Below are 26,332 nucleotides of genomic sequence, written 5' to 3' on the forward strand. Positions count from 1 at the left end.
GAGCGTGCCAGATTGCGCCAGGAGCCTCGCTTCGTTGATTTTGCTGATTTTTTCGCACTCGATACATGCACTCTGGAAGCCACCGGTGCGGTTGTCCGCATAGGGCGAATTGTGCTTTGTGCGAAATCATGCACAAATGCGGCATGCTGCAACGCCCTGCCGCTGCCCTTGCCTCGACGCCCGAACTGCTTGCCGGGCGGGCACGGCGCGCCTGGTTGCTGTTCGCGGCGGTGGCGCTGCTTATCGTGCTCGCAGCGCTCTATGGCGCCGGCCTCTATGGCCGTTCGACCGAAATCGAGGCGCTGGCCACGCAAGGGCGCACGGACGCAAATCTTAAAGTTGCGCTGCTGCGCGCGGTGCTGGAAAATCCGCGCGCGCTGCCGCTGCTCCTGTCGGAGGACCAGCAGGTGCATGACGCGCTGACCGAGCGCAGCCCCGCGTCGATCGACGTGCTCAACCGCAAGCTCGAAGGGCTGGTGTCGGGCACGAAGGCCTCGGTGCTCTATGTCACCGGCACCGACGGGCTGGCGATCGCTTCCAGCAATTGGCGCGAGCCGGTGAGCTTCGTCGGCAACGACTACGGTTTTCGCGCCTATTTCTCCGGAGCCATGCAATCGGGCACCGCCGAATATTTCGCGCTGGGCAACGTGAGCAAGCGTCCCGGTCTCTACATCTCCCGCCGCGTCGGCAGTGCTGCGGCACCGCTCGGCGTCGTCGTGGTCAAGATGGAGTTCGACCAGCTCGAGGCCGACTGGCACGAAGCGAACCGCCCTGCCTATGTCAGCGATGCGCATGGCGTCGTGCTGATCACCAGCGTGCCTTCCTGGCGCTTCCTGACGACGGAGCCGCTTGGCCGGCCGGTGCTCGCCGAGATCCGCGCCAGCCAGCAATTCGGCGATGCGCCGCTGGTGCCCTTGCCGATCACGAAGCCGGAGGCGCTCTCCGCCGATGTCACGCTGGTCCATGCCCTTACGCCCGGAGGCAGCGACGCGGAGTATCTGCGGCTTTCGACGGCGGTGCCGTCGACGCCGTGGCGGCTCGACTATCTCGTCCCGGCCGAAGCGCCGATCGCCGCCGCGCAGCGCGAGATGCGGCTTCTGGCGCTCGGTGTTCTCGTGCCTCTCATTGCCTTGGCCGCCTATCTGCTTTGGCGCCGGCAATCCGTCCAGATGCGGATTGCCGCCGAACAGGCCACGCGCGCCGAGCTCGAGCGCCGCGTCGTCGAGCGCACGCAGGATCTGAGCCTGGCGCGCGACCGGCTGCAGGCCGAGATCGCCGACCATCGCAGCACGGAGACGAAGCTGCAGGCGATGCAGCAGGAGCTGGTGCAGGCCAACCGCCTTGCCACGCTTGGCCAGGTCGCTGCCGGCGTCGCGCATGAGATCAACCAGCCGGTGGCGACGATCCGCGCCTATGCCGACAATGCGCGCGTCTTCCTGGAGCGCAAGCAGAGCGCGCCGGCCGAGGAGAATCTTGGCGCCATCGCCGCGCTGACCGAGCGCATCGGCTCGATCACCGAGGAGCTGAAAGCCTTCGCCCGCAAGGGCCGAACGGCAGCCGAGCCGGTCGAGTTGCGTAGCGTGATCGAGGGCGCCGTCGTGCTGCTCAGGAGCCGCTTCGCCGGCCGGCTGGACGCGCTGGCAATCACGCTGCCGCCGCCGGCGCTCAAGGTGATGGGCAACAGGCTGCGGCTGGAACAGGTGCTGATCAACCTGTTCCAGAATGCGCTGGAGGCGCTTGATGGCCGCGACGACGCGCGGGTCGAAGTGACCGCCGCTGAAACCGCCGAGGACGTGGCGCTGATCGTTTCCGACAACGGCCCGGGCATCCCGCCCGCGATCCTGAAATCCCTGTTCACGCCCTTCAACACCTCCAAGGAAAAGGGTCTTGGGCTCGGGCTCGTCATCTCCAAGGACATCGTCGCCGACTATGGCGGACGCATCGAAGTGTCGAGCAGCGGCCAGGGCACGCGCTTCACCATCCATCTGTCGAAAGCTGGCGCAGCATGACGAAGGACGATCCCGCGCCGGTCATCCTGATCGATGACGACAGCGATCTGCTCAAGGCGACAAGGCAGACGTTGGAGCTTGCCGGCTTTGCGGTATCGGCCTTTTCAATCGCCAGAGAAGCGCTGGCGGCGCTCGACAGAAATTTCGGCGGCGTGGTGGTGTCCGACATCCGCATGCCGGAGATCGACGGGCTGCAGCTTTTCGACCGCGTGCTGCGGCTCGATCCGGACATCCCCGTCATCCTCGTCACCGGCCATGGCGACATCGCGATGGCCGTCAAGGCGATCAAGGATGGCGCCTACGACTTCATCACCAAGCCTTTCGCCGCCGATCGGCTGGCGCAGAGCGTTGCCCGCGCCGCCGAAAAACGCCGGCTGGTGATGGAAAACCGCGCCTTGCGCGAGGCGGCGGAGCAGGCGCAGGAAGGGCTGCCGTTGATCGGCCAGACGCCGGCCATGGAGCGGCTGCGCCGGACGCTGAGGCAGATCGCGGACACCGATGTCGACGTGCTGGTGACCGGCGAGACCGGCTCCGGCAAGGAGGTGGTTGCAAGCTTGCTGCACCGCTGGAGCCGGCGCGCCAAAGGCAATTTCGTCGCGCTCAACTGCGGCACGCTGCCGGAGACGGTCATCGAAAGCGAGCTCTTCGGTCATGAGGCGGGCGCCTTCACCGGCGCGCAGAAAAAGCGCGTCGGCCGCATCGAGCATTCGAGCGGCGGCACGCTGTTCCTCGACGAGATCGAAAGCATGCCGGCCTCGACGCAGGTGCAGATGCTACGGGTGCTGGAAATGCGCGAGGTGACGCCGCTCGGCACCAATGAAATCCGACCGGTCGACCTGCGCGTCGTCGCCGCCGCCAAGGTCGATCTCGGCAATGCCAGCCAGCGCGGCAATTTCCGCGAGGACCTCTATTACCGGCTCAATGTGGTGACGCTTTCGATCCCGCCGCTGCGCGAAAGGCGGGACGACGTGCCGCTGCTGTTCGGCTATTTCGCCGAGCGCGCCGCATCCCGCTTCCGGCGCGCCGTGCCGGCAACATCGGCCGTGGTCCAGCGCCATCTGAGGGAACATGACTGGCCGGGCAATGTGCGCGAGCTCGCCCATTTCGCCGAACGCTTCGTGCTCGGGCTGGAAGACATGGCCGAAGCGCCTTCCCCAGCGGCAGCGGCAAGCGACGCCTCCGCGCCCTTGCCGGAACGGCTCGATCGCTACGAGGCCGAGATCATTCGCGAGACACTTGGTCGCAATGACGGCGACGTTCGCCGCACCATCGAGGCGCTAGGCATTCCGCGCAAGACTTTCTACGACAAGCTGCAGCGGCACGGCATCGTGCGCAGCGATTTTTCCAGATAGAACAAGCCTGGAGCCGAGATGATCTCCGGTCGATTCGACCCGAAATCATCCGGCTCTAAAATCAAAGAGATAGAGCATGATGTCGCCCGAAAACCGCTTTCACACTTTTCGGCATCATGCTCTGGGAACCGCAACGCCCCAATGCCGTTAAGACCGACCGGGGAACCGTGGCACGCGGGCATCAGCCGGGCGGCGAACGCATCGCCGTGGCGGCGTTGCCGGGTTGCGCTCGGCAGGCGTTGATGGTTTGTTGCCGCTCAGCGGAGAACGAATGATGCGCGAATCCCTCGGTCAAGACGAATACGGCTCGACCAGTCCTTTCGACCCCGACGACCTGTCCAATCTCAATGCGATGGGGCCGGCGATGGGCGGCGGCAATGATTTCGAGAAATACGCGGTCGCCGTCATCATCGTCTTCGGCGCGCTGATCATCGGCGGCCTGATGGCCGCCTCCATGTCGTTCGGCCACCGCAACGGCTTCCTGTTCGCGCTTGGCGGCGCCACAGCGGCCTGGATTTCCGGCAATGCGCTGCTGCTCGACCGGCCGCGCATTTATGCGCTGTTCGTCGCGATCGCCGCCGTGATGCTGATCGCTTCGACCATCACGCTGGTCGTGTAATCCATCAATACCCCAGCGCCTCGCCGGCGGCCGCGCGGCTGTCGATGGCGCCGTTGTAGCGCGCACCGCCGCCCTTCTCGATCTCGCTGAGGCTCTTGCCGCCGACCAGGATGCCGGCCGCCTGGCCCCAGGTCTGATCGCCCAAGTCGAGATGGTAGCCCATGCCGGCGAGCAGCCTCTCGGTGTCTGGGGAAAGCCCGAACGGCTCGACATAGACCGTGTCCGGCAGCCATTGATGGTGGATGCGCGGAGCGTCGATCGCCTGCTGGATGTTCATGCCGTGATCGATGACGTTGACGATCGCCTCCAGCGTGATGGTGATGATGCGCGAACCGCCTGGACTGCCTATGACCATGAACGGCTTGCCGTCCCTGGTGACGATCGTCGGGCTCATCGAGGATAAAGGCGTCTTCTTCGGCTGGATGGCGTTCGCCTCGCCCTGGACCAGCCCGTAGAGGTTGGGCACGCCGGGCTTCTGGGTGAAATCGTCCATTTCGTTGTTGAGCAGGATGCCGGTGCCGTCGGCGACGACGCCGGCGCCGAAGGAGCCGTTCAGCGTATAGGTGACGGCGACCGCGTTGCCGTCATTGTCGATGATCGAATAATGGGTTGTTTCCTTCGACTCGCCGAACCCTTTCGGCATCAGATCCTTCGAGACGCCGGCGCGGAACGGATCGATCTTGTCGCGGATGCCTTTCGCGTAATTCTTGTCGAGCAGCTTCGAGACCGGATTGTCGACGAAATCGGGATCGCCGAGCGCGGAATTGCGATCGACATAGGCATGGCGCATGGCTTCCGCCATGACATGGACCGTCTCGGCAGAACCGGAGCCGAGATAGGACAGCGGATAGCCTTCGAGCACGTTGAGGATCTCGCAGATGATGACGCCGCCCGAGCTTGGCGGCGGCGAGGAGATGATCTCATAGCCGCGGTAGTCGCAAGTCACCGGTTTCAGCTCGCGCACCGCATATTGCTCGAAATCGCCCTTGGCGAGGATGCCGCCCTTGGCACCGCTCGCCTTGACGATGGCATCGGCGACGGCGCCCTTGTAGAAGGCGTCCGGGCCCTTATCCGAGATCGCCGACAGCGAGGCGGCGAGGTCCGGCTGAACGAGCGTCTCGCCGATGCCGTAGGGCTTGCCGTCTTTCTTCAGGAAGATGGCGGCCGCGGCCGGGTCCTTCGCCAGCCGGTCGGCGCTGCCGGCGAAAGAGGCGGCGTCGCCCTGATTGAGGACGAAGCCGTCCCTGGCGTAGGCAATCGCCGGCGCCATCAGGTCCTGCCGCGACAGCGTGCCGTATTTTTCGCGCGCCATCTCGAAACCGGCGACGGAACCCGGCACGCCGGCGGCGAGATAACCGTCAAGACTGGCGCCCTTCACCGGATTGCCGTCCTTGTCGAGATACATGGCCTTGGTCGCGGCGAGCGGCGCGCGCTCGCGGAAATCGATGAAGGTCGTGCGGCCGTCCTTCATGCGCACGGTCATGAAGCCGCCGCCGCCGATATTGCCGGCATTGGGATAGACGACGGCCAGCGCGTAGCCGACCGCGACAGCGGCGTCGACCGCGTTGCCGCCCTTCTTCAGCACCTCGACACCGACCTCGGTGGCGAGATGCTGGGCGGTCACCACCATGCCATGCTCGCCTTTGGCGGGGGCGGGCGATGCGGCGAGGACCGCGGCGGATGGCGTGAGCGCGAATGCGAACGAAAGGGTGACGCCAATCAGCGTCCGGCGGGTCAAGGGCATGGCGGTGCTCCTGGCGTTGGGTACGCCTAGGAAAGACCCTGCCGGCAGACCTGTCCACCGCCAATGGCGCTGGACCAGATCAAATCGGATATCTGCCTGTCAGACGATGCCGCCGCCGCCACCGGCGACCGCCGGGCGCTCCGCCGCCACCTTCGCCCGGTAGCCGGCTTCCCGGTAGGCGGAGACCGGATCGACGGCGCCGCCGGTCCTCAGGCGCGCCATGGCAAGGATCGGCTCGACATCGGTGCGGTAGGCCGCCTTCAGCGTCTGCGTCGCCATCAGCGCGTCATTGGCCTCCTGAAAGCCTTCGAGCGCGTTGCGGTCGACCAGCAGCGCCTGCGCATAGGCGCGCTGCACCTCGACCGCCGACAGCATCAGGCTTTCGATCGGATCGGTGACGTTGTGGCTCTGGTCGAGCATGTGCGCCGGATTGAAGCCCTCGGCACCGGCGAGCTCGGCATCGACCAGCTCGTTGAAGACGAGGAAGAGCCGGTAAGGATCGATCGAACCGGCATCGAGGTCGTCGTCGCCATATTTGGAATCGTTGAAGTGGAAGCCGCCGAGTTTTTTGAACTGGATCAGCCGCGACACGATCATCTCGATGTTGACGTTGGGTGCGTGGTGGCCAAGGTCGACCAGGCAGAAGGCCTTGTCGCCGAGTTCCTTGGCGATGATGTAGTTGGTGCCCCAGTCCTGCACGACCGTCGAATAGAAGGCCGGCTCATACATCTTGTGCTCGGTGAACAGCCGCCAATCGTCCGGCAGGCCGGCATAGATCTCGCGCATCGCATCGAGATAGCGCTCGAAGGCTTTTGCGAAATTGACCTGGCCGGGGAAGTTCGAGCCGTCGCCGATCCACACCGTCAGCGCCTTCGAGCCGAGCGTCTTGCCGATCTCGATGCATTCGAGATTGTGCTGGACCGCCTGGCGGCGGGTCCCGGCATCGGCGTGCGACAGCGAGCCGAATTTGTAGGAACGTTCCTGGCCCCTGGCGTCGGAAAAGGTGTTGGAGTTCATGGCGTCGAAGCCGAGGCCGAAGCGGGACGCCGCCTGCTTCAACCGGTTCGGGTCGGCCTTGTCCCATGGAATGTGCAGCGAGACCGTCGGCGTCGCCTGCGTCAATTGGCTGATGACGGCGCAGTCCTCGATCTTGTCGAAGATGTCGCGCGGCTCGCCGGCGCCGGGGAAACGGGCAAAGCGCGTGCCGCCGGTGCCGACACCCCAGGACGGGATCGCCACGGCGAATTTCTCGACCTTGTCGCGGATGACGTCGATGGCGATGCCGCGCCGGTCGAGGCGCTCACCGAGCGAGGCGTAATCGCGATCGAGGTCGGCTTTGCGGGCGGCGTTGCTCTTTTCGATGACGTCAGCCGATATGATCGATTCGGACACTGCAATTCCTCCCAGTACTCGTTCGGCTGGCGCTGCCCCTCATCCGCCTGCCGGCACCTTCTCCCCGTTGAACGGGGAGAGGCAAGCTTATCGCGTAAAGCTCTGCGCGTTGCCGGCGTCGACGTTGACGATGTTGCCGGTCGACTTGGCCGACATGCCGGAGGCGAAGAAGTAGATCGCTTCGGCGATATCTTCCGGAAAGACCGAACGCTTCAACATCGAGCGCGAGCGGTAATGCTCCTCGAGATCGTCGGTCGACATCTTGTAGGCGGCGGCGCGCTGTTCCTTCCACTCGCCTGTCCATATCTTGGAGCCGCGCAGCACGGCGTCGGGGTTGACGACGTTGACCCTGATCTGCGCTTCCGCACCCTCCAGCGCGAGGCAGCGGGCAAGATGGATCTCGGCCGCCTTGGCCGTGCAATAGGCGGACGCATTCGGCGAAGCGGCAAGCCCGTTCTTGGAAGCGACGAAGACGACGTTGCCGCCGATCTTCTGGGCGCGGAACAGCCGGAAGGCCTCTCGCGAGACGAGGAAATAGCCGGTGGACAGGATGTCCATGTTCTTGTTCCACAACGCCAGCGTCGTTTCCTCGATCGGAGCGGAGGAGGCCAAGCCAGCGTTAGAGACCAGGATGTCGATGCCGCCGAATTCGACCGACGTTTCGGCAAAGCCGGAGGTTACTTGATCCTCCGAAGTCACGTCGATCCCCACCGGACGGACGAAATCCTTGCCGAAGGCCTTCGACAGCTCTTCATTGGCTGCAGCGAGCGCGGCCTCGTCAATGTCGGCCAATACCACGCAGGCGCCTTCGCGCAGCAGCCGGCTGGCGGTGGCGCGGCCAATGCCGCCGGCGCCGCCGGTGACCAAAGCGATCTGGCCGGCGAGCGCCTTCGGCTTCGGCAGGCGCTGGAGCTTGGCTTCCTCCAGCAGCCAGTATTCGATGTCGAAGGCTTCCTGCGCGGGCAGGCCGACATAGGACGAGACCGTCGAGGCACCGCGCATGACGTTGATGGCGTTGACGTAGAACTCGCCGGAGATGCGGGCGGTGGCCTTGTCGCCAGCAAAGGTGAACATGCCGACGCCGGGCATCAGATAGACCACGGCATTGGGGTCGCGGATGGCCGGCGAGTCCGCATGCTTGCAGCTGTCATAATAGGCTTGGTAGCCGACACGATAGGCGGCGATGTCGTCGGCGAGCCGCGCGATGACGGCGTCGACATCCGGATTTGCCGGATCGAACTCGATGACCAGCGGCCGGATCTTGGTTCGCAGGAAATGATCCGGGCACGACGTGCCAAGTGATGCCAGCGGGCGCAGATCCTTCGAATTGACGAATTCGAGCACCGCCGGCTGGTCGTCGAAATGGCCGAGCTTGTGGCTCTTTTCGGAAATCAGGCCACGAATCCTCGGCATCAGCTTCGCGGCGATGGCGCGGCGCGCCGGCGCGTCGAGCGCCTGTACCACTTCGCCACCGAAGATCGCCACGCCTTCCGACCGGCGCTCGAACCATTCGATCGCCTGGTTGATCACCGAGATCGTCGTCTCGTAGCATTCCTTGGGCGTGTCGCCCCAGGTGAACAGGCCGTGGCTTTCGAGCACGACGCCCTTGGCATCGGGGTTTTCGAGGCAGAACTTCTCCAGCCACATGCCAAGCTCGAAGCCCGGCCGCTTCCACGCCAGCCAGCCGATGGCGTCGCCGAAAATCTCCTTGGTGATCGCCTTGGAATCCTTGGCGGCTGCGACCGCGATGATGGCGTCGGGATGCATGTGATCGACATGAGGCTTTGGCACGAAGGCGTGCAGCGGCGTGTCGATCGAGGCCGCGCGCGGATTGAGGTTGAAGGTGCAGTGGGGCAGATAGCCCACCATCTCATCCTCATGTGCGAGTCCGCGATAGAGGCCCTTCAGGGCGCGCAGTTTCTCCATGTAGAGCGTGGCGAAACCGTCGAGCTTGATCGAAGCACTGTCGCCGCCCGAGCCCTTGACCCACAGCACTTCCACATCCTGGCCGGTGAGCGGGTCCTTCTGCCAGACTTTTGAAGAGGTGTTGCCGCCGCCATAGTTGGTGACGCGCTTGTCGGACCCCAGCGTGTTCGAGCGATAGACCAGAAGCTCGGGACCGCTCATCCCCTCGGCTTTTGCATCGTCCCACAGATTGGCGAGGCGCGAGCCGGAGCGCTTGTCGAGCATAGGTATCCTCCCTTGGAGCGCGAACGCCGCGCCCCTCATTTCTCGCCGGGGAATGTCTACGCAAGCGCCTCGTTTGTCAATCACAAACGATCAAAATCGATCATATTGCACTGCACAATGAAAATATATGATCGGAAATGATTGACACTGCGCGTTTTCTAAGGCCTGATGCTTAGGCAGGGAGGAACCATGCACGAAAAAGAACGCCACAGGATCATTCTGTCCGCCGTCCAGGAAAAGCCTGTGGTGACGGTGCAGGAGATGGTCGATCTGACCGACTCCTCCGAGGCGACGATCCGGCGCGACATTGCGGCGCTGCATGTGCAAAAACGCCTGCGCCGGGTGCGCGGCGGCGCCGAGGCGATCTCGCCACCGCAGTTCATCGGCCTTGCCGGCCGGCCGTTCTCCGTCAACGAAACGCTGAATGCCGCGCAGAAGCGGGCGATCGCGCGGGAAGCGGTGAACCTTTGCACCGACGGCGAGCCGATCATCATCAATGGCGGCACCACCACCTTCCAGATGGTGCATTTCCTGACCGGGCGCCGCATGCCGATCTTCACCAACTCCTTCCCGATCGCCGAGCATCTGCTCAAGCACTCCAAGAACACGGTGATGCTGTCGGGCGGCACGATCTACCGCGAGCAGAACATCATACTTTCACCCTTCGACAATGACGTGACGCGCAACTTCTATGCGCGCCGCATGTTCATGGGCGCGCAGGGTTTGGGGCCACTCGGACTGATGGAAGGCGATCCGCTGCTGATCCAGGCCGAACAAAAACTGATCGACCAGGCCGACGAGCTGGTGGTGCTGGTCGATTCCTCGAAATTCCGCATGCGCTCGAGCCTGATCCTGTGCGGGCTGTCGCGCATCGCAACCGTGATCACCGACGACGGCATCGAGGACCGCGAGGCCAAGATGCTGGAAACGGCGGGCGTGACGCTGATCGTCGCCCGCAGACAGTCAAGCGACAAGGAAGAATCTTCACTGCAGGCCTGAGGGAAAACTCACGCCCGCAGCGGCGATGGAATGCAACGCTCAAGGGAGGATATTCGATGAGCTTTTTGAAGAAACTGCTGGTCACAGCGGCCTTTTCCGCCGCCATGTTCGTGAATGCCGCCTATGCCGAGAACGTCAAGATCGCGCTGGTGGTGAAGTCGCTCGGCAACGGCTTCTTCGATGCCGCCAACAAGGGTGCCGAGGAAGCCGCCAAGGAACTGGGCGATGTCGACGTCATCTACACCGGTCCGACCAAGGCTACCGCCGAAGCGCAGATCGAAGTGATCAACTCGCTGATCGCGCAGAAGGTCAACGCGATCGCCGTTTCGGCCAATGATGCCGACGCTCTGGTGCCGGTGCTGAAGAAGGCAATGGAGCGCGGCATCACCGTCATCTCATGGGACTCCGGCGTCGCCAAGGAAGGCCGCCAGCTCCACCTCAACCCGTCCGACACCGGCCTGATCGGCGAGACGATCATCAAGCTCGCCGCCGACTACCTGCCGGAAGGCGGCGATGTCGCGATCCTCTCGGCATCCTCGACGGCGACCAACCAGAACGCCTGGATCGAAGCCGCCAAGAAGGTGCTGCCGGAGAAGTTCCCGAAGATCAAGCTGGTCGCCACCGTCTATGGCGATGACGACTCGGCCAAGAGCACCGACGAAGCCAAGGGCCTCTTGAAGTCCTATCCGAACCTCAAGGCGATCATCGCGCCGACCACTGTCGGCGTCGTCGCCGCCGCGCAGGTCGTCACCGACGAGAACCTGATCGGCAAGGTCAATGTCACCGGCCTCGCGCTGCCTTCCGAGTTCAAGAAGTTCATCGACAACGGCGCCAGCCAGGCTGTGGCGCTGTGGAACCCGATCGACCTCGGCTATTCGGCGATCTACCTCGCCCATGACCTGGCGGTGAAGAAGGAAGAAGCAAAGCCGGGCGCCACGCTGTCAATCGGTCGCGTCGGCAAGGTGACGCTCGACGACACCAACTCGGCCGCGATGGCTCCGCCCTTCCAGTTCGACAAGACCAACATCGAGAAGTTCTCCAAGATCTATTGATCCTGGCGCATTCCAAGCTCATGCGGCGGGACAATTGTTCCGCCGCATCTTCAACCGGACCTTCTGTCAGGGCCTGATACGGATATGGACACGACAGCCCAGCACAATGCGACGACGGAGCGGACCGAGCCTTCGGGCCCGGCTGCGAGCGCCTCTCCCCGCCTGACTCTCTCCGGCATCTCCAAGAGTTTTCCGGGCGTGCGCGCCCTGCACAATGTCAGCCTGTCGCTCTATCCGGGTCAGGTGACGGCGCTGATCGGCGAGAACGGCGCCGGCAAGTCGACGCTGGTCAAGATCATGACCGGTATCTACCAGCCCGATGCCGGCGAGATCGGCATCGACGGCCAGGCCACGACACTGCCCAGCGCGCATGCCGCCTTCGGCCACGGCATCACCGCCATCCACCAGGAAACGGTGCTGTTCGACGACCTGTCGGTCGCCGAAAACATCTTCCTCGGCCATGCGCCGCGCACTCGCTTCGGCACTATCGACTGGCGCACCATGCGCAAAAATGCGCGCGAGATGCTGGAGACGATGCGCGCCGGCCATATCGACGCCGACGCGCGGCTGAAGGACCTCGGCATCGCCAACAAGCATCTGGTGGCCGTGGCGCGCGCGATGTCGATCGACGCGCGCATCGTCATCATGGACGAGCCGACCGCAGCCCTTTCTATGAAGGAGATCGAGGAGCTTTTCCTCTTGATCGAATTCCTGAAAAGCGAAGGCAAGGCGGTGCTCTTCATCAGCCACAAGTTCGACGAGATCTACCGCATCGCCGACCGCTATACCGTCTTCCGCGACGGCGAGATGGTTGGCGAAGGCCTGCTCAAGGATACCGGCCAGAACGAGATCGTGCGCATGATGGTCGGCCGCAACGTCGACCACATCTTTCCGCAGCGCGAACCGACGATCGGCGCGCCGGTGCTTTCCGTCTCCGGCCTGTCGCATCCGACCGAGTTCGATGACATCGGCTTCGAGCTGCGCAAGGGCGAGATCCTCGGCTTCTACGGGCTGGTCGGCGCCGGGCGCAGCGAAGTGATGCAGGCGATCGCCGGCATCACCCGCACGAGCCGAGGCGCGATTTCGCTGGACGGGCAGACGATCGCGCCGAAGTCGGCCGCGGACTCCATCGAGGCCGGCATCGTCTATGTGCCGGAAGAGCGCGGCAAGCAGGGCGTGGTGATCGGCCTGCCGATCTTCCAGAATGTGTCGCTGCCGTCGCTTGCGCGCACCTCGAAATCCGGCGTGCTCAAGCTGGCCGAAGAGTTCGCGCTTGCCCGCTCCTACACCGAGCGGCTCGATCTGCGCGCCTCCTCGCTCAGCCAGGATGTCGGCACGCTTTCCGGCGGCAACCAGCAGAAGGTGGTCATCGCCAAGTGGCTGGCCACCACGCCCAAGGTGATCATCCTCGACGAGCCGACCAAGGGCATCGACATCGGCTCCAAGGCCGCCGTGCACGGCTTCATGGCCGAGCTCGTCGCGCAAGGCCTTTCGGTGATCATGGTGTCGTCGGAGCTGCCGGAGATCCTCGGCATGTCCGACCGCGTTGTGGTCATGCGCGAAGGCCGTATCGCGGCGACTTATGACAACAAGGGCCTGGATGCCGAAACGCTGGTTCGGACGGCAGCGGGGATCGCGGCATGAAAAGCTTCCTCAAATATCGCGAGATCTGGCTGCTGGCCGGCATCGTCGTTCTGATCGGCCTGATCTCGACGCGCTTCCCCGGCTTCGCCGACCCGGTCAACCTGCGCCAGGTGTTCAACGACACGTCGATCCTGATGATCCTGGCGCTGGGGCAGATGGTGGTGATCCTGACGCGCTCGATCGACCTCTCGATGGCGTCCAACCTCTGCTTCACCGGCATGGTGGTGGCGATGCTCAACGCCGCCCATCCGGCGATCCCGATCCCGGTGCTGATCGTCATCGCGCTGCTGGTCGGGCTGGCGCTCGGCGCCATCAACGGCTTGCTGGTATGGCAGCTGAACATCCCGTCGATCGTGGTGACGCTGGGCACCCTCACCATTTATCGCGGCGCCACCTTCGTCGTTTCCGGCGGCGCCTGGGTCAACGCCGACCAGATGAGCCCCGCCTTCATCAACTTCCAGCGCGCCGCCTTCCTCGGCCTGCCGGTACTGTCCTGGATCGCGATCCTGGTGATCGCACTGTTCTTCCTGGTGATGACGCGGACCGCGATCGGCCGCGCCATCTACGCCATCGGCGTCAATCCGACCGCCTCGGTCTATGCCGGCATCGATGTCGGCCGCACCAAATTCATCGTCTTTTGCATTTCCGGCATGATCGGCGGCCTCGCCGGCTATCTGTGGATATCGCGCTATGTGATCGCCTCGGTCGAGGTCGCCAACGGCTATGAGCTCAACATCATCGCCGCCTGCGTCATCGGCGGCATCTCGATCGCCGGCGGCATCGGCTCGGTCGGCGGCGCGGTGCTCGGCGCGCTGTTCCTCGGCATCATCTCCAACGCGCTGCCGGTCATCAACATCTCGCCCTTCTGGCAGATGGCGATCTCGGGCAGCGCCATCATCCTGGCCGTGGTGCTCAACGCGCGCGGCGAGCGCCGGCGGGGCCGCATCATCCTGAGAAAGGCGGAAGCGGCATGACCGACACCCCTGCCCCGCGCCACATCCCCGACCGGATCGACAAGCCGCTATCGTCGGCGATCTTCTCCTGGGAGGCGCTGCTCGTCATCATCGCGATCCTTATCTTCGCGGTGAACAGCTTCGCTTCGCCCTACTTCCTCGATCCGTGGTCGCTGTCGGACCTCACTTTCAACTTCACCGAAAAGGGCTTGATCGCGCTTGCCATGGCGCTGTTGATCATCTCGGGCGAGATCGACCTTTCGGTCGCCGCGATCGTGGCGCTCGCCTCGACGATGATGGGCATGGCTGTGCAGGCCGGCGCCGGCACGCCGGTGCTGGTGCTGGTCGGCGTCGTCGTGGGGCTCGGCTGCGGCGCCTTCAACGGGCTGCTGGTCACCCGTCTGGGCCTGCCTTCCATCGTCGTCACCATCGGCACGATGAGCCTGTTCCGCGGCATCGCCTTCATCATCCTCGGCGACCAGGCCTACAAGGGCTATCCGGAAAGCTTCGCCTTCTTCGGCCAGGGCTATGTCTGGTGGGTCTTCTCGTTCGAGTTAACGCTGTTCCTCGTCGCGGCGCTGATCTACTGGTTCGTGCTGCACCGCACGAGCTTCGGCCGGCGCGTCTTCGCCATCGGCAACAACCCCGTCGCCTGCCAGTTCTCCGGCGTGCGCGTCGACCGCATCAAGTTCATCCTGTTTTGCCTGACGGGGCTGATGTCGGGCATCGCCTCGGTGCTGATCACCTCGCGGCTCGGCTCGACGCGCCCGTCCATCGCGCAGGGCTACGAGCTCGAGGCGATCACCATGGTGGTGCTGGGCGGCGTCTCGATCCTCGGTGGCGCCGGCAGCATTCTGGGCGTCGTGCTTGCCGCTTTCATCATGGGGCTGGTGACATTCGGCCTCGGCCTGCTCAACGTTCCCGGCATCGTCATGTCGATCTTCATCGGCCTGCTTTTGATCATCGTCATTGCGCTGCCGATCGTCTGGCGACGGCTGCGTGAAGGACGCTTCGCCTGATGGAAAAATACGCCTTCAAGATGAAGCTCAACCCCGGCATGAAGGCCGAATACAAGCGCCGCCACGACGAGATCTGGCCGTCGCTGGTCGCGCTTCTGAGACAGGCCGGCGTCTCCGACTATTCGATCCATCTCGACGAGGAGACCAACATTCTGTTCGGCGTGCTGTGGCGCCGTGATGATCACGGCATGGACGACTTGCCGAAGCACCCGGCGATGCAGCGCTGGTGGGCGCATATGGCCGACCTGATGGAGACCGGGGCCGACAACGAACCGGTGGCGGCGCCACTGGAAACTGTGTTCCATATGGCATGATTGTCGCCGTCATCGACATTGGCAAGACCAACGCCAAGGTGGCGCTGGTCGATCTCGCGACACTGAGCGAGATCGCGCTGCGCCGTACCGCCAACGCGCCGGTGCGACAAGCGCCTTACCCGCATCACGATATCGAGGCGTTGTGGACGTTCGTCTTGAACAGCCTCGCCGATCTCAACCGCGAGCGGCCGATCGATGCGATCTCGATCACCACGCATGGCGCGACCGGCGCGCTGGTCGACCGAACAGGCGAACTGGTGCTGCCGGTGCTCGACTATGAATTCGACGCCCCCGACCAGCTTGCGATTGACTATGACGCCGTGCGTCCGCCCTTTGCCGAGACCGGTACGCCGCGGCTGCCGATCGGCCTCAATCTCGGCGCGCAGTTCTTCTGGCAGCAGAAGCGCTTTCCGGCGGAATTCGCCAGGGCCGCGGCGATGCTGATGTATCCGCAATACTGGGCGTTCCGGCTGACCGGCGTCGCCGCCAACGAGGTGACTTCGCTCGGCTGCCACACCGATTTGTGGAACCCCTGGACGTCCGACTATTCCTCGCTTGTCGACAGGATGGGCTGGCGCCGGCTGATGGCGCCGGTGCGGCGGGCAAAGGACCGGCTTGGCCCGATCCTGCCGGAGCTGGCGCGGCGGACAGGGCTCGACCTGCCGACGCCCGTATTCTGCGGCCTGCACGATTCCAACGCCTCGCTGCTGCCGCATCTGTTGTCCGACCAGCCGCCCTTCTGCGTCGTTTCGACCGGCACCTGGGTGGTCTCGATGGCGGTTGGCGGCCGGAAGGTGGAACTCGACCCGGCGCGCGACACGCTGGTCAATGTCAATGCGCTCGGCGATCCCGTGCCTTCGGCGCGCTTCATGGGCGGCCGTGAGTTCTCGCTGCTGACCGATGGCCAGCCACAGGAATGGATCGATGACGATGTTGCCGCCGTGCTGGCACGGCAGGTCTTGCTGCTGCCTTCCACACAACAGGGGTCGGGGCCATTCCCGAACCGCGCCGCGCAGTGGGTCAACGCCGAGGGCCTGGGCCCAGGACAGCGCTTCGCCGTCATCTCTTTCTATCTGGCGCTGATGACCGCCACCTGCCTGGAGCTTATCGGCGGCGACGGACCGACGACCGTCGAGGGACCGTTTACGCAAAACCGGCTTTTCATCCGCATGCTGGCAGCCTCGACGGAGAGACCAGTGGTTGCGTCGGAGACGTCGACCGGGACCAGTATCGGTGCCGCGCTGCTGGCGTCTGATGGCACGCAAGCGATGAGCAAGGGCGAGCGGACCGAACCGCCAGCCGATCCGGCTTGGCAAGCCTACACGCGAGCGTGGCGGAAGATCGTTACGGCGTAAGCCAACCGGCTCAGCGCGCTGTCCCGTAGAGCAATCCCCGCGGGTCGATCTGCGGCTTGCGGCCGGCAACGACGTCAGCCAGGAATTGACCCGAGCCGCAGGCCATGGTCCAGCCGACATGGCCGTGGCCGGTGTCGAGATAGAGGTTGCGGTATTTCGCCTGGCCGATGACCGGCACGGAGTTCGGCATCATTGGCCGTAAGCCGGCCCACAGCACGGCCTTCTTCTCGTCGAAGGCGCCTGGGAAAAGATCCTTGCCGGTTTCCAGGATGGTTCTGAAATCGCGCGGCTTGAACGTGCGGTCGAAACCCGTGAACTCGGCCGTCGAGGACATGCGCAGGCGATTGCCCAGCCTGGAATAGCCGATCAGCCGGTCCTCGTCGGCGCCGCCCATGGTCGGCCCCTTGCTCTCGTCCTGCAACGGGATCGTCGCCGTATAGCCCTTCACCGGATAGACCGGCAGGTCGATGCCGTAGCGGCGGCCGAGCAGGCCGCTTTCCGGCCCCATGGAGATGACGACGGCGTCACCCGTCACCGGGCCGGCCGATGTCATGACGGCGCGCACCCGGTCTCCCTCGATGTCGAGGCCCTCGACGGTCGTGCCGAACAGGAATTTGACGCCGAGCTTTTCGGCCGCATAGGCCGCGAGCCTGTCCACGAATTGCTTGGAATCGCCGGTCTGGTCGATCGGAGAATAGATGCCGCCCGCGATCTTTTCCTTCACGCCGGCAAGGCCTGGTTCCAGTTCGACCAGACGCTCGCGGCCGACGATCTCGATCGGCAGGCCGTGCTCGCCGAGATAGCGGTAATTGTCGGTACCGGTGTCGAGGCTCTTCTGCGACCGGAAGAAGTATAGGATGCCCTTCTTGCGCTCGTCATAGTGGATGCCGGTCGCCTCCGACAGCGCATTGATGCAATCACGCGAATGGAGCGCCAGCCTCAGCTTGATTTCGGTGTTGGCGCGCAGCCGCTTCACGGTGCATTCGCGCAGGAAGCGCAGGCTCCAGGTATAGAAATACAGATCGAGGCGCAGCCTGACCTTGATACCGAGGTCATGGTTCCAGAGCGCGCGCAGGAAGGTCTTCAGCGCGGCGGGCGAGGCCCATGCAGTGGCGTCGCCCGGCGATACCAGACCGGCATTCGACTGGCTGGTGCCGCGCGCCACCGCCTCATGACGCTCGATCACGGTCACCTCGTGACCATCTTTAGCCAGATAGTAGGCGGCCGCCGTGCCAACCACGCCGGCCCCAAGAACCAGAACCTTCATGCCGTCCCTCAAGCATCATCGCGGCGGCGCGCCTCAGCGCACCACTGCATGTGCCTCATTACCGCGTCTAAACCCGCCGGACGAGCCCTTGGCCCAACAGGTCAGTCTCATTACGCAATTCCGGACGGAAAACCGCTACACAATTTTCCTGGAATTGCTCAGCTTCGAACCGAGTTCTTGCTGGTCAGGATGCGTTCCCATGCCAGCGCGTCATTGACGATCAGGTCGAGATCGTCGCGCTGCGGCGTCCAGCCGAGCTCCTTGCGGGCAAGCTCGGAATTGGCGACCACGGCGGCGGCGTCGCCCGGCCGGCGGTCCCCCATGCGCACGTCGAAATCATGGCCGAAGGCTCGGCGCACGCTGTCGATCACCTCGAGCACCGAATAGCCGTGGCTATAGCCGCAATTGGCGACGAGGCTCTCGCCGCCGTCACGCAACCGCTGCAGCGCCAGCCGGTGCGCCGCGGCGAGATCGCTGACATGGATGTAATCGCGCATGCAGGTGCCGTCCGGCGTCGGATAGTCGGTGCCGAAGACCTGCATGAAGGGGCGCTTGCCGAGCGCGGTCTCGCAGGCGACCTTGATGAGATGCGTGGCGCCGGGCGTCGACTGTCCGCTGCGGCCCCTGGGATCAGCGCCGGCGACGTTGAAATAGCGCAGCGCCGTATAGCGGATGTCGTGCGCCAGCGCCGCGTCGCGCAGCATCCATTCGCTCATCAGCTTGGAAAGGCCATAAGGCGATTCCGGCGCCAGCCGCGCATCCTCGCGCACCGGTTCCAGTCCGGCGCCGCCATAGACGGCGGCGGTGGAGGAGAAGATGAAATGCGGCACGCCCTCGCGCACGGCGGTCTCGATCAGCGTGCGGGTCTTGCAGGTGTTGTTTTCGTAATAGCCGAGCGGGTCGGCGACCGATTCCGGCACCACGATCGAGCCGGCGAAATGAATGATGGCATCGACCTTGTTTTCGCGGATGATCCCGCCGACCAGGTCGCGATCGGCGACATCGCCGACGACGAGCTTTGCTTCCGGGGCCACCGCCCATTCGAAGCCGGTGGAAAGCCGGTCGAGCACCACGACGCTCTCGCCGGCGTCCAGCAACTCCCAGACCATGTGGCTGCCGATATAACCGGCACCGCCTGTCACCAAAACCGTCATCATCTACCTCGCTGATCAAGATTTATCGGAAACTGTCTCAAACAGTCGCCTTGCTGGAAACCCCGCCGCAAGCCTGTATTGTTTGATGCATGTCGTCCTCCCAAAACCGCTGCGCACTTTTGGGCGACATGCATTCCCTCCCAATGTTAAACCCGTAACAGTTCCTCCCGCCTGAGGCATCGTACTGAAACAAAACTGCGTCAAACAGCCGGGAATAGGCCACGATCCGGCATCGTTAGGAACAGGGCCGGGGCGTGGCATTTTGACCGGTTGGGTCCGGTGGACGCGGAATGGGGCAGTGACTATGATCCGGCCCAAAAATCGGGAAGTCGACATGAACTACCAGCGGTTCTTCGAAGATGCGATCGACCAGCTCCACGCGGAGCGCCGCTACCGCGTTTTCGCCGACCTCGAGCGCATGGTGGGCAAGTTCCCGCGCGCCATCTGGCGTTCCAACGGCCGCGCCCAGGAAATCACCGTATGGTGCTCCAACGACTATCTCGGCATGGGCCAGAATGCCGATGTCATCGCCGCCTTCCAGGACGCTGCCGGCAAGATGGGCTCGGGCGCTGGCGGCACCCGCAACATTTCCGGCACCTCGAACCCGCTGGTCGAACTCGAGCACGAGCTCGCCGACCTGCATGACAAGGAAGCGGCACTGGTCTTCACCTCCGGCTTCGTCTCCAACGAGGCCTCGATCTCGACCATTGCCAGGCTCTTGCCCAACTGCCTGGTGCTCTCGGACGAGCTCAACCATGCCTCGATGATCGAAGGCGTGCGCCGCTCCGGCGCCGAAAAGAAGATCTTCCGCCACAACGACGTGGCGCATCTGGAAAGCCTGCTGCAGGCGGCCGGCCGCGAGCGCGCCAAGCTGATCGTCTTCGAAAGCGTCTATTCGATGGACGGCGACATCGCGCCGATCAGGCAGATCGTCGAGCTCGCCGAGCGTTACAACGCCATGACCTATATCGACGAGGTCCATGCTGTCGGCATGTACGGACCGCGCGGCGGCGGCATCACCGAGCGCGAAGGGCTGGCCGACCGCATCGACATCATCGAGGGCACGCTCGCCAAGGCGTTCGGCACGCTGGGCGGCTACATCACCGGCACGAGTGCTGTGATCGACGCGGTGCGCTCCTATGCGCCGGGCTTCATCTTCACCACCGCGTTGCCGCCGGCGATCGCGGCCGCCGCCACCACCTCGATCCGGCACCTCAAGCGCTCGCAGGCCGAGCGCGACGCGCAGCAGCGCCAGGCGGCCACGACCAAGCAGGTTCTCGCCGCGGCGGGCCTGCCGGTGATGGAATCGGCCACCCATATCGTGCCGGTGCTGGTCGGCGATCCCGAGCTTTGCAAGATGGCGAGCGACCGGCTGCTTGGCGTGCACGGCATCTACATCCAGCCGATCAACTATCCGACCGTGCCGCGCGGCACCGAGCGGCTGCGCATCACGCCGACGCCGTTCCATTCGGATGCGCTGATCGCCGAATTGCAAGACGCGCTGGTCGAGACCTGGGACGCGCTGGGCATTCCCTATGCCGGCTCCGGCCGTCCCGCCGTCGCCAAGAGCGACCGCATCATTCCGTTGCTGGTGCCGAAGTCAGGCGGCTGAAGCCGCTTCGCTCACACCGTCTTCATCCATTTCGCCAGGCGATGCGCCGCTTCCTCCAGCTGATCGAGGCGGCGGTGGAAGCATAGTCTGAGGAAGGCTTCGCCGCCGGGGCCGAAGGCGGTGCCGGGCGCCAGGCCGACATTGGCGCTGTCGACGATGTCGAAGGCGGCGGCGCGGGAATCGGTGATGCCGTCGACCGTGAAGAACAGATAGAAGGCGCCCTGTGGCACGGTGAAGCGCGCCTTGCCGGTGGCACCCAGGATATCGCAGACGAGATCGCGCGCGGCCCGCGCGCGCTCGACTTGGCTCCCGATGAAGCCGTCACCCTCGTCGAGGGCGGCGACCGCGCCACGCTGCATGAACTGCGCTACCCCCGAGGTCGAATACTGGATCAGGTTTTCGAACACCTGCTGCAAGGCCGGATGGGTCTTGATCCAACCGACGCGCCAGCCGGTCATCGCCCAGTTCTTGGAGAAGCTGTTGACGAAGAGGATGCGGTCTTCGGGCGTGGCAATGTCGAGGAAGGACGGCGCGCGGCCATGGCCATAGTGGAACAGCGAATAGATCTCGTCGGCGATGATCCACAGGCCCTTTCGGCGAGCAAGATCGAGGATCGCCTGGAGGGTCTCCTTGTCGGCGGTCCAGCCGGTCGGGTTGGACGGCGTATTGATGAACAACAGCTTCGTGCGGGATGTGATCGCCGCGGCGATCTTGTCGACATCGCAGGACCAGCCATTGCCGGACTGGTCGAGCGTGACCGGAACCGGCACGGCGCCAGCCACACCGGCGGCAGCGGCGAAATTCGGCCAAGCGGGCGAGAGGTAGATCACCTCGTCGCCGCTGCCGGCGATCGCGTCGACGGCCAGCTGGATGGCATGCATGCCGGAGGCGGTGACGATGAACTCTTCCTCGGCAAAGGTCTTGCCGAAATGCCTGGCGTAGTAGCGGGAGAGCGCCTGCCTGAGCTGGGGGATGCCCTTCTGCCAGGTGTAGAACGTCTCGCCATTGGCGAGCCCGCGTGCAGCGGCATCGCTGATAAAAGAAGGCGTCGGCAGATCGCCCTCGCCGGCCCACAGCGGGATCAGTCCTTCGCGCAAGCGGCCGTGGTTGACGACGGCGACGATGCCGCTTTCAGGCGCCGCGAGGGCTTCGGGGCGCAATGTCTGGATGATGGTCATGGACAAATCCGTATTCGTCTCGCCAGCGCTCTTACCAGATCGCCAAAGAGAAAACCCCAGCCGCGACGACCAGGGTTTTGGTCCAGAATGCTCGCGAGACCTATTTCTTGGCCAGAAGATCGCGGATTTCGGTCAGCAACGCGACGTCGGCCGGCGGCGGCGCGGCAGCAGGGGCGGCCTTTTCGCGCTCAAGCCGCCTGCGCATATTGTTCACGGCCTTGACCATCAGGAAGATGATGAATGCAAGGATCACGAAGTTGAGCACCACGGTGATGAAGCTGCCATAGGCAAAGACCGCGCCCTCTTTCTTGGCATCGGCCAGCGCCGCCGAATGGACGTTCGAGGACAGTCCGAAGAAGTAATTGTTGAAATCCAGTCCGCCGAAGATCGCGCCGACGATCGGCATGATGATGTCATTGACCAGCGATTCGACGATCTTGCCGAAAGCAGCGCCGATGATGACGCCGACGGCCAAGTCCATCACATTGCCCTTGGAGATGAATTCCTGGAATTCTTTCAGCATTCGACCCTCCTTGCATCACGGGCCGCGCTGCCGCCTCTCCAGTGTCCTTCGGCACCGGCCCGGGCTCACAATAACAAAAACCCCCGGTTGCAAAACCGGAAAAACGACGAGAGCACCAGTTTATGTTTAGGCAGCGTCATCAACGGGATATGCGCCAAAAGCCGCGATGGACTTAGGCCCTAAGCTATGATTGCGTCTAGCTAGCCGGATAGGAGACCGGCCAGGGAGGAAGTGCGGACCGTGCAAGGCTGGTTCGTCGTCATCATCGCGATCGCCTATGTGACGCTGCTTTTCGCCATCGCCAGCGTCGGCGACCGGCGTTCGGCCACGATCGGGTTGGGCCGGGCACGGCCCTTCATCTACGCGCTCAGCCTCGCCATCTACTGCACGTCATGGACATTTTTCGGCTCGGTCGGCCTGTCCTCCGAGCGCGGCCTCGAATTCCTCGGCATCTATACCGGCCCGGTGCTGGTCTTCGTGTTCGGCTTCCCGCTGCTCAACCGCATGATCAGGCTGGCAAAAAGCGAGAAGATCACCTCGATCGCCGACTTCCTCGGCGCCCGCTACGGCAAGAGCTTCACCGTCGCGGCGATCGCGACGCTGATCGCCACCATCGGCGCGGTGCCCTACATCGCGCTGCAGCTCAAGGCGATCTCCGGCTCCGTCAGCCTGATGGTCGAGCACTATACCGGCTCGCCGCCCTCTTTCGATCCGTTCGTCAGCGATATCTCGCTGGTGGTGGCGATGTTGCTGGCGCTGTTCGCGGTGCTGTTCGGCACCCGCCATGCCGACGCCACGGAACATCAGGACGGGCTGGTTCTGGCGGTGGCAGTCGAGACCGTGGTCAAGCTCGCCGCGTTCATCGCCATCGGCCTGATGGTGACGTTCCTGATCTTCGGCGGCCCCGGCGACATGTTCGCCAAGCTCGCCGCAAACGGCCAGGTGCGCCAGGCAATGAGCTACAGCACCTCTCTGGCCACCTGGCTGGTGCTGACCGGCTTGAGCGGCTTTGCCGTCCTGATGCTGCCACGACAGTTCTACGTCACCATCGTCGAGAACCGCGGCGAAGCGGAGCTGCGCACGGCGACATGGGTGTTCCCGCTCTACCTGGTGGCGATCAACCTCTTCGTGCTGCCGATCGCCTTTGCCGGCCTGTCCCTGGTCGGCACCAAGACCAGCAGCGATCTCTATGTGTTGTCGCTGCCGCTGCTCAGCGGCCACGATCTGCTCGCCATGGCCGCCTTCATCGGCGGCCTGTCGGCGGCGACCGCGATGGTGATCGTCGAGAGCGTCGCGCTGTCGATCATGATCTCCAACGATCTCGTCATCCCGCTGTTTGTGCGCCGCGTGCTCAAGACCAGCGCTTCGGAGAACGAGGACTGGTCGACGCTGATCCTGAACGTCAGGCGCGCGTCGATCTTCATCATGCTGTTCATCGCCTTCCTCTACTATCGCGAGAGCACCGACAGGGCGCGGCTGTCGTCGATCGGCCTGATGTCGTTCGCGGCAATCGCGCAATTCGCGCCGGCGCTGATCGGCGGGCTGATCTGGCGCCGCGCCAACGGCCGGGGCGCCGCGCTCGGCATGGTCGCCGGCATCGCGGTCTGGGGTTACACACTGCTCCTGCCGTCGCTCGCCGGCCCCAACGCCGGCATCCTCCAGCACGGCCTGTTCGGCTTCGAGGCGCTGAGGCCGCAGGCGCTGTTCGGCACCGTCGGCCAGCCGCTCAATCACGGCGTGCTGTGGAGCCTCTCGGTCAACGCGCTGTTTTTTGTCCTCGGCTCCCTCTCCCGCGCGTCCGTGCCGCTGGAGCGCATCCAGGCGGCGATCTTCGTGCCGCGCGAAACCAGCCCGATGCCAAGCCTGCGGCGCTTTCGCACCGCCGTCACCGTCAACGACCTGAAGGACACGATTTCGCGCTATCTCGGCGTCGAGCGCACGGAGCGCTCCTTCCAGTCCTTCGAAAAGAGCGCCAACGTCTCCCTGCACGGCAAGGAGCAGGCGAGCATGGATGTCATACGCCTCTCGGAGCAATTGCTGGCGAGCGCCGTCGGTTCGTCCTCGGCGCGGCTGATCCTGTCGCTTCTCTTCCGCCGCAACGACCGCGATTCAAAAGACGCCTTCAAGCTGCTCGACGACGCCACCGAGGCGCTGCAGCACAATCGCGACCTGCTTCAGATCGCGCTCGACCAGATGGAGCAAGGCATCACCGTCTTCGACCGTGATTTCCGCCTGATCTGCTGGAACCGGCAATACCGGCTGCTGTTCGACCTGCCGGACGAAATGGGCCAGGTTGGTGTTTCGCTGGACCGGATCCTGCGCCATCTCGCCGAGCGCGGCGATATTCCCGCCGACCAGCGCGTGACGATGCTCAACCGGCTGACCAGTTTCGCCGGCCCATGGCAGATGGAACTGAAAACCAGCGGCCGCATCCTGGAGTTGCGCTCCAACCCGATGCCCGACGGCGGCATCGTCGCCACCTATGCCGATATTTCCGGCCGGGTCGAACAGGACCTGGCGCTGAAGCGGGCCAATGAATCGCTGGAGCAGCGGGTCAAGACCCGCACCGTGGAGCTCACCCGCGTCAACGAGGAACTGGCGCAGGCGCAGATGCTGGCCGAGGAGGCCAACCTCGGCAAGACGCGCTTCCTCGCCGCCGCCGGCCACGACATCCTGCAGCCGCTGAACGCCGCCCGGCTTTATTGCTCGTCGCTGATCGAAAAGACCGGCAAGGGGCCGGCTGGCAAGGCGGCGGTCAACATCGAGTCCTCGCTGGAGTCGGTCGAGACCATCCTCGGCGCGGTGCTCGACATCTCGCGGCTCGACGCCGGCGCGATGAAACCCGAGGACACCGCCTTCAGCCTCGGCGGGCTGCTCGGCCAGATCGGCAATGATTTCCGCCCGCTTGCCGCCGAAAAGAAGCTCGAGCTCAAGATCATACCGTCCTCGCTCGGCGTCATGACCGACCGCAATTTGTTGCGCCGGCTGATCCAGAACCTGGTTTCCAATGCGATCAAATACACGCGCGAGGGCCGCATCCTGGTGGGTGTCAGGCGGCGCGGCGAACTGGCGGAAATCCAGGTGATCGACACCGGCATCGGCATTGCCGGCGACAAGCTGAACACGGTCTTCCATGAGTTCACGCGGCTCGACGAAGGCGCGCGCGAGGCCGAAGGCCTTGGTCTGGGGCTCTCGATCGTCGACCGCATAGCCCGCGTGCTGAGACTCGAAATCCGCATCTCCTCCAACCCTGGCAAAGGCACGCGCTTTTCCGTCCTCCTGCCGGTCGCGGCGGTCGCGGCGCCGCCGCGTGAGATCGGCAAGGCGCCGGCGCGCTCCGCCTCCACGCTTGCCGGGCTCAATGTGCTCTGTATCGACAATGACGCGCGCATCCTCGACGGCATGCGGCTGCTGCTCGAAGGCTGGGGCTGCCGTGTCGAGACGGCTTCGGGATCAGGCGATCTCCTGAAGTCCGACGCGCCAAAGCCGGACCTCGTTCTTGCCGACTATCATCTCGACGGCAGCAGCGGGCTCGATGCGATCGCCACGCTGCGCGCCGCCTACGGTCAGGATCTGCCCTGCGTGCTGGTCACCGCCGACCGCTCCAGCGAAGTGCGCATGGCTGCCGGCCGGCTCGACATCCCGGTCGTCAACAAGCCACTGAAGCCGGCCGTGCTGCGCTCGATGATGGCACGCGCCAGGCCGCTGGCGCCGGCCGCGGAGTAACCTCCAGCCGCAGTCTCAACCGCCGGACAATGCCGCGCGCGACGCGCTGTCAAACGGCTTCGGCCGGGTGATGCTCTATGGCGACATCGGTGTCCGGATCATGGCGGCGATCGGCTTTGCGATCTTCAAGGCACGACTAAAGCGCGTCGCGCTGAAACGGATTCAGGCGACGCGCTTTAAGTTCTTGTTTTTATGCATGTCGTTGTCCCAGAACCGCGTACACTTCTGGG

19 protein-coding genes are annotated in these 26,332 nt (G+C 64.3%); 12 read left to right on the forward strand and 7 right to left on the reverse strand.

What is annotated here, in order from left to right; all coding sequences use genetic code 11:
• Nucleotides 1–143 precede the first annotated feature (143 nt).
• The 3 genes from ACWGS9_RS01030 (at nt 144) to ACWGS9_RS01040 (ending at nt 3,980) form a co-directional block, all read left to right on the forward strand.
• Complete coding sequence (locus ACWGS9_RS01030) at nt 144–2,009, forward strand: ATP-binding protein (RefSeq protein ID WP_454503477.1); 1,866 nt, start codon at nt 144–146, stop codon at nt 2,007–2,009.
• Nucleotides 2,006–3,361, forward strand: a complete 1,356-nt coding sequence (locus tag ACWGS9_RS01035) for a sigma-54-dependent transcriptional regulator (RefSeq protein WP_454503478.1) — start codon at nt 2,006–2,008, stop codon at nt 3,359–3,361. Before ACWGS9_RS01030 ends, ACWGS9_RS01035 begins: the two co-directional genes overlap by 4 nt.
• Before the next feature lie 271 nt (nt 3,362–3,632).
• Entirely contained in the window at nt 3,633–3,980 is a 348-nt protein-coding gene (locus ACWGS9_RS01040; RefSeq protein WP_454503479.1) for a hypothetical protein, read from the forward strand.
• Nucleotides 3,981–3,984: 4 nt separating this feature from the next.
• Here ACWGS9_RS01040 and ggt read toward each other — a convergent pair whose 3' ends face one another.
• The 3 genes from ggt to ACWGS9_RS01055 form a co-directional block, all read right to left on the reverse strand.
• Nucleotides 3,985–5,724, reverse strand: coding sequence for a gamma-glutamyltransferase (gene ggt, locus ACWGS9_RS01045; RefSeq protein ID WP_454503480.1), 1,740 nt, complete (start codon nt 5,722–5,724; stop codon nt 3,985–3,987).
• 99 nt (nt 5,725–5,823) lie between these two features.
• Entirely contained in the window at nt 5,824–7,116 is a 1,293-nt protein-coding gene (gene rhaI, locus ACWGS9_RS01050) for an L-rhamnose catabolism isomerase (RefSeq protein ID WP_454503481.1), read from the reverse strand.
• A gap of 87 nt (nt 7,117–7,203) precedes the next feature.
• Nucleotides 7,204–9,306: a bifunctional rhamnulose-1-phosphate aldolase/short-chain dehydrogenase gene (locus ACWGS9_RS01055; protein ID WP_454503482.1), complete on the reverse strand. Its 2,103-nt coding sequence runs from the start codon at nt 9,304–9,306 to the stop codon at nt 7,204–7,206.
• A gap of 189 nt (nt 9,307–9,495) precedes the next feature.
• Between ACWGS9_RS01055 and ACWGS9_RS01060 the strand changes: the two genes are divergently transcribed.
• The 7 genes from ACWGS9_RS01060 (at nt 9,496) to ACWGS9_RS01090 (ending at nt 16,642) form a co-directional block, all read left to right on the forward strand.
• Nucleotides 9,496–10,305: a DeoR/GlpR family DNA-binding transcription regulator gene (locus ACWGS9_RS01060; RefSeq protein WP_454503483.1), complete on the forward strand. Its 810-nt coding sequence runs from the start codon at nt 9,496–9,498 to the stop codon at nt 10,303–10,305.
• A gap of 56 nt (nt 10,306–10,361) precedes the next feature.
• Complete coding sequence (rhaS, locus tag ACWGS9_RS01065) at nt 10,362–11,357, forward strand: rhamnose ABC transporter substrate-binding protein (protein ID WP_140647400.1); 996 nt, start codon at nt 10,362–10,364, stop codon at nt 11,355–11,357.
• Nucleotides 11,358–11,441: 84 nt separating this feature from the next.
• Nucleotides 11,442–13,001 (forward strand): sugar ABC transporter ATP-binding protein, encoded by a 1,560-nt coding sequence (locus tag ACWGS9_RS01070; protein ID WP_454503484.1) that lies wholly within the window; start codon nt 11,442–11,444, stop codon nt 12,999–13,001.
• Nucleotides 12,998–13,975 carry an ABC transporter permease gene (locus ACWGS9_RS01075; RefSeq protein WP_454503485.1) on the forward strand — a complete coding sequence of 326 codons (978 nt, stop codon included), beginning with the start codon at nt 12,998–13,000 and terminating at the stop codon, nt 13,973–13,975. Before ACWGS9_RS01070 ends, ACWGS9_RS01075 begins: the two co-directional genes overlap by 4 nt.
• Nucleotides 13,972–14,973: an ABC transporter permease gene (locus tag ACWGS9_RS01080; RefSeq protein ID WP_454503486.1), complete on the forward strand. Its 1,002-nt coding sequence runs from the start codon at nt 13,972–13,974 to the stop codon at nt 14,971–14,973. The genes ACWGS9_RS01075 and ACWGS9_RS01080 overlap by 4 nt, the downstream gene beginning before the upstream one ends.
• The gene (gene rhaM, locus ACWGS9_RS01085) at nt 14,973–15,287 is read left to right on the forward strand and encodes an L-rhamnose mutarotase (protein ID WP_454503487.1); all 315 of its coding nucleotides are present in this window, start codon (nt 14,973–14,975) and stop codon (nt 15,285–15,287) included. Before ACWGS9_RS01080 ends, rhaM begins: the two co-directional genes overlap by 1 nt.
• Complete coding sequence (locus ACWGS9_RS01090) at nt 15,284–16,642, forward strand: FGGY-family carbohydrate kinase (protein ID WP_454503488.1); 1,359 nt, start codon at nt 15,284–15,286, stop codon at nt 16,640–16,642. The genes rhaM and ACWGS9_RS01090 overlap by 4 nt, the downstream gene beginning before the upstream one ends.
• Nucleotides 16,643–16,652: 10 nt before the next feature.
• Here ACWGS9_RS01090 and ACWGS9_RS01095 read toward each other — a convergent pair whose 3' ends face one another.
• Nucleotides 16,653–17,909: a D-amino acid dehydrogenase gene (locus ACWGS9_RS01095; protein ID WP_454503489.1), complete on the reverse strand. Its 1,257-nt coding sequence runs from the start codon at nt 17,907–17,909 to the stop codon at nt 16,653–16,655.
• Nucleotides 17,910–18,067: 158 nt separating this feature from the next.
• On the reverse strand, nt 18,068–19,063 hold the full coding sequence (galE, locus tag ACWGS9_RS01100; protein WP_454503490.1) for a UDP-glucose 4-epimerase GalE: 996 nt from the start codon (nt 19,061–19,063) through the stop codon (nt 18,068–18,070).
• A gap of 334 nt (nt 19,064–19,397) precedes the next feature.
• Here galE and hemA point away from each other — a divergent pair, with 334 nt between their 5' ends.
• Complete coding sequence (gene hemA / locus ACWGS9_RS01105) at nt 19,398–20,675, forward strand: 5-aminolevulinate synthase (RefSeq protein WP_454503491.1); 1,278 nt, start codon at nt 19,398–19,400, stop codon at nt 20,673–20,675.
• A gap of 11 nt (nt 20,676–20,686) precedes the next feature.
• On the opposite strand, the gene ACWGS9_RS01110 is transcribed toward hemA, so the two are convergent.
• Together ACWGS9_RS01110 and mscL are read right to left on the reverse strand one after the other, a co-directional pair.
• Nucleotides 20,687–21,853, reverse strand: coding sequence for a pyridoxal phosphate-dependent aminotransferase (locus ACWGS9_RS01110; protein WP_454503492.1), 1,167 nt, complete (start codon nt 21,851–21,853; stop codon nt 20,687–20,689).
• Between the two features lie 100 nt (nt 21,854–21,953).
• Nucleotides 21,954–22,376 (reverse strand): large conductance mechanosensitive channel protein MscL, encoded by a 423-nt coding sequence (gene mscL, locus ACWGS9_RS01115; RefSeq protein WP_454503493.1) that lies wholly within the window; start codon nt 22,374–22,376, stop codon nt 21,954–21,956.
• A 240-nt stretch (nt 22,377–22,616) separates the two neighbouring features.
• On the opposite strand from mscL, the gene ACWGS9_RS01120 reads away from it, so the two are divergent.
• Nucleotides 22,617–26,102, forward strand: coding sequence for a PAS domain-containing hybrid sensor histidine kinase/response regulator (locus tag ACWGS9_RS01120; protein ID WP_454503494.1), 3,486 nt, complete (start codon nt 22,617–22,619; stop codon nt 26,100–26,102).
• Nucleotides 26,103–26,332 lie beyond the last annotated feature (230 nt).

It is taken from the genome of Mesorhizobium sp. Arg314, assembly GCF_053714275.1.

Bases quoted from the DNA above. Each gene is read 5' to 3' on its own strand.
- ACWGS9_RS01030 (WP_454503477.1), top strand. From the start codon at position 144: ATGCTGCAACGCCCTGCCGCTGCCCTTGCCTCGACGCCCGAACTGCTT.
- ACWGS9_RS01035 (WP_454503478.1), top strand. From the start codon at position 2,006: ATGACGAAGGACGATCCCGCGCCGGTCATCCTGATCGATGACGACAGC.
- ACWGS9_RS01040 (WP_454503479.1), top strand. From the start codon at position 3,633: ATGATGCGCGAATCCCTCGGTCAAGACGAATACGGCTCGACCAGTCCT.
- ggt (WP_454503480.1), bottom strand. From the start codon at position 5,724: ATGCCCTTGACCCGCCGGACGCTGATTGGCGTCACCCTTTCGTTCGCA.
- ACWGS9_RS01055 (WP_454503482.1), bottom strand. From the start codon at position 9,306: ATGCTCGACAAGCGCTCCGGCTCGCGCCTCGCCAATCTGTGGGACGAT.
- ACWGS9_RS01060 (WP_454503483.1), top strand. From the start codon at position 9,496: ATGCACGAAAAAGAACGCCACAGGATCATTCTGTCCGCCGTCCAGGAA.
- rhaS (WP_140647400.1), top strand. From the start codon at position 10,362: ATGAGCTTTTTGAAGAAACTGCTGGTCACAGCGGCCTTTTCCGCCGCC.
- ACWGS9_RS01070 (WP_454503484.1), top strand. From the start codon at position 11,442: ATGGACACGACAGCCCAGCACAATGCGACGACGGAGCGGACCGAGCCT.
- ACWGS9_RS01075 (WP_454503485.1), top strand. From the start codon at position 12,998: ATGAAAAGCTTCCTCAAATATCGCGAGATCTGGCTGCTGGCCGGCATC.
- ACWGS9_RS01080 (WP_454503486.1), top strand. From the start codon at position 13,972: ATGACCGACACCCCTGCCCCGCGCCACATCCCCGACCGGATCGACAAG.
- rhaM (WP_454503487.1), top strand. From the start codon at position 14,973: ATGGAAAAATACGCCTTCAAGATGAAGCTCAACCCCGGCATGAAGGCC.
- ACWGS9_RS01090 (WP_454503488.1), top strand. From the start codon at position 15,284: ATGATTGTCGCCGTCATCGACATTGGCAAGACCAACGCCAAGGTGGCG.
- ACWGS9_RS01095 (WP_454503489.1), bottom strand. From the start codon at position 17,909: ATGAAGGTTCTGGTTCTTGGGGCCGGCGTGGTTGGCACGGCGGCCGCC.
- galE (WP_454503490.1), bottom strand. From the start codon at position 19,063: ATGACGGTTTTGGTGACAGGCGGTGCCGGTTATATCGGCAGCCACATG.
- hemA (WP_454503491.1), top strand. From the start codon at position 19,398: ATGAACTACCAGCGGTTCTTCGAAGATGCGATCGACCAGCTCCACGCG.
- ACWGS9_RS01110 (WP_454503492.1), bottom strand. From the start codon at position 21,853: ATGACCATCATCCAGACATTGCGCCCCGAAGCCCTCGCGGCGCCTGAA.
- mscL (WP_454503493.1), bottom strand. From the start codon at position 22,376: ATGCTGAAAGAATTCCAGGAATTCATCTCCAAGGGCAATGTGATGGAC.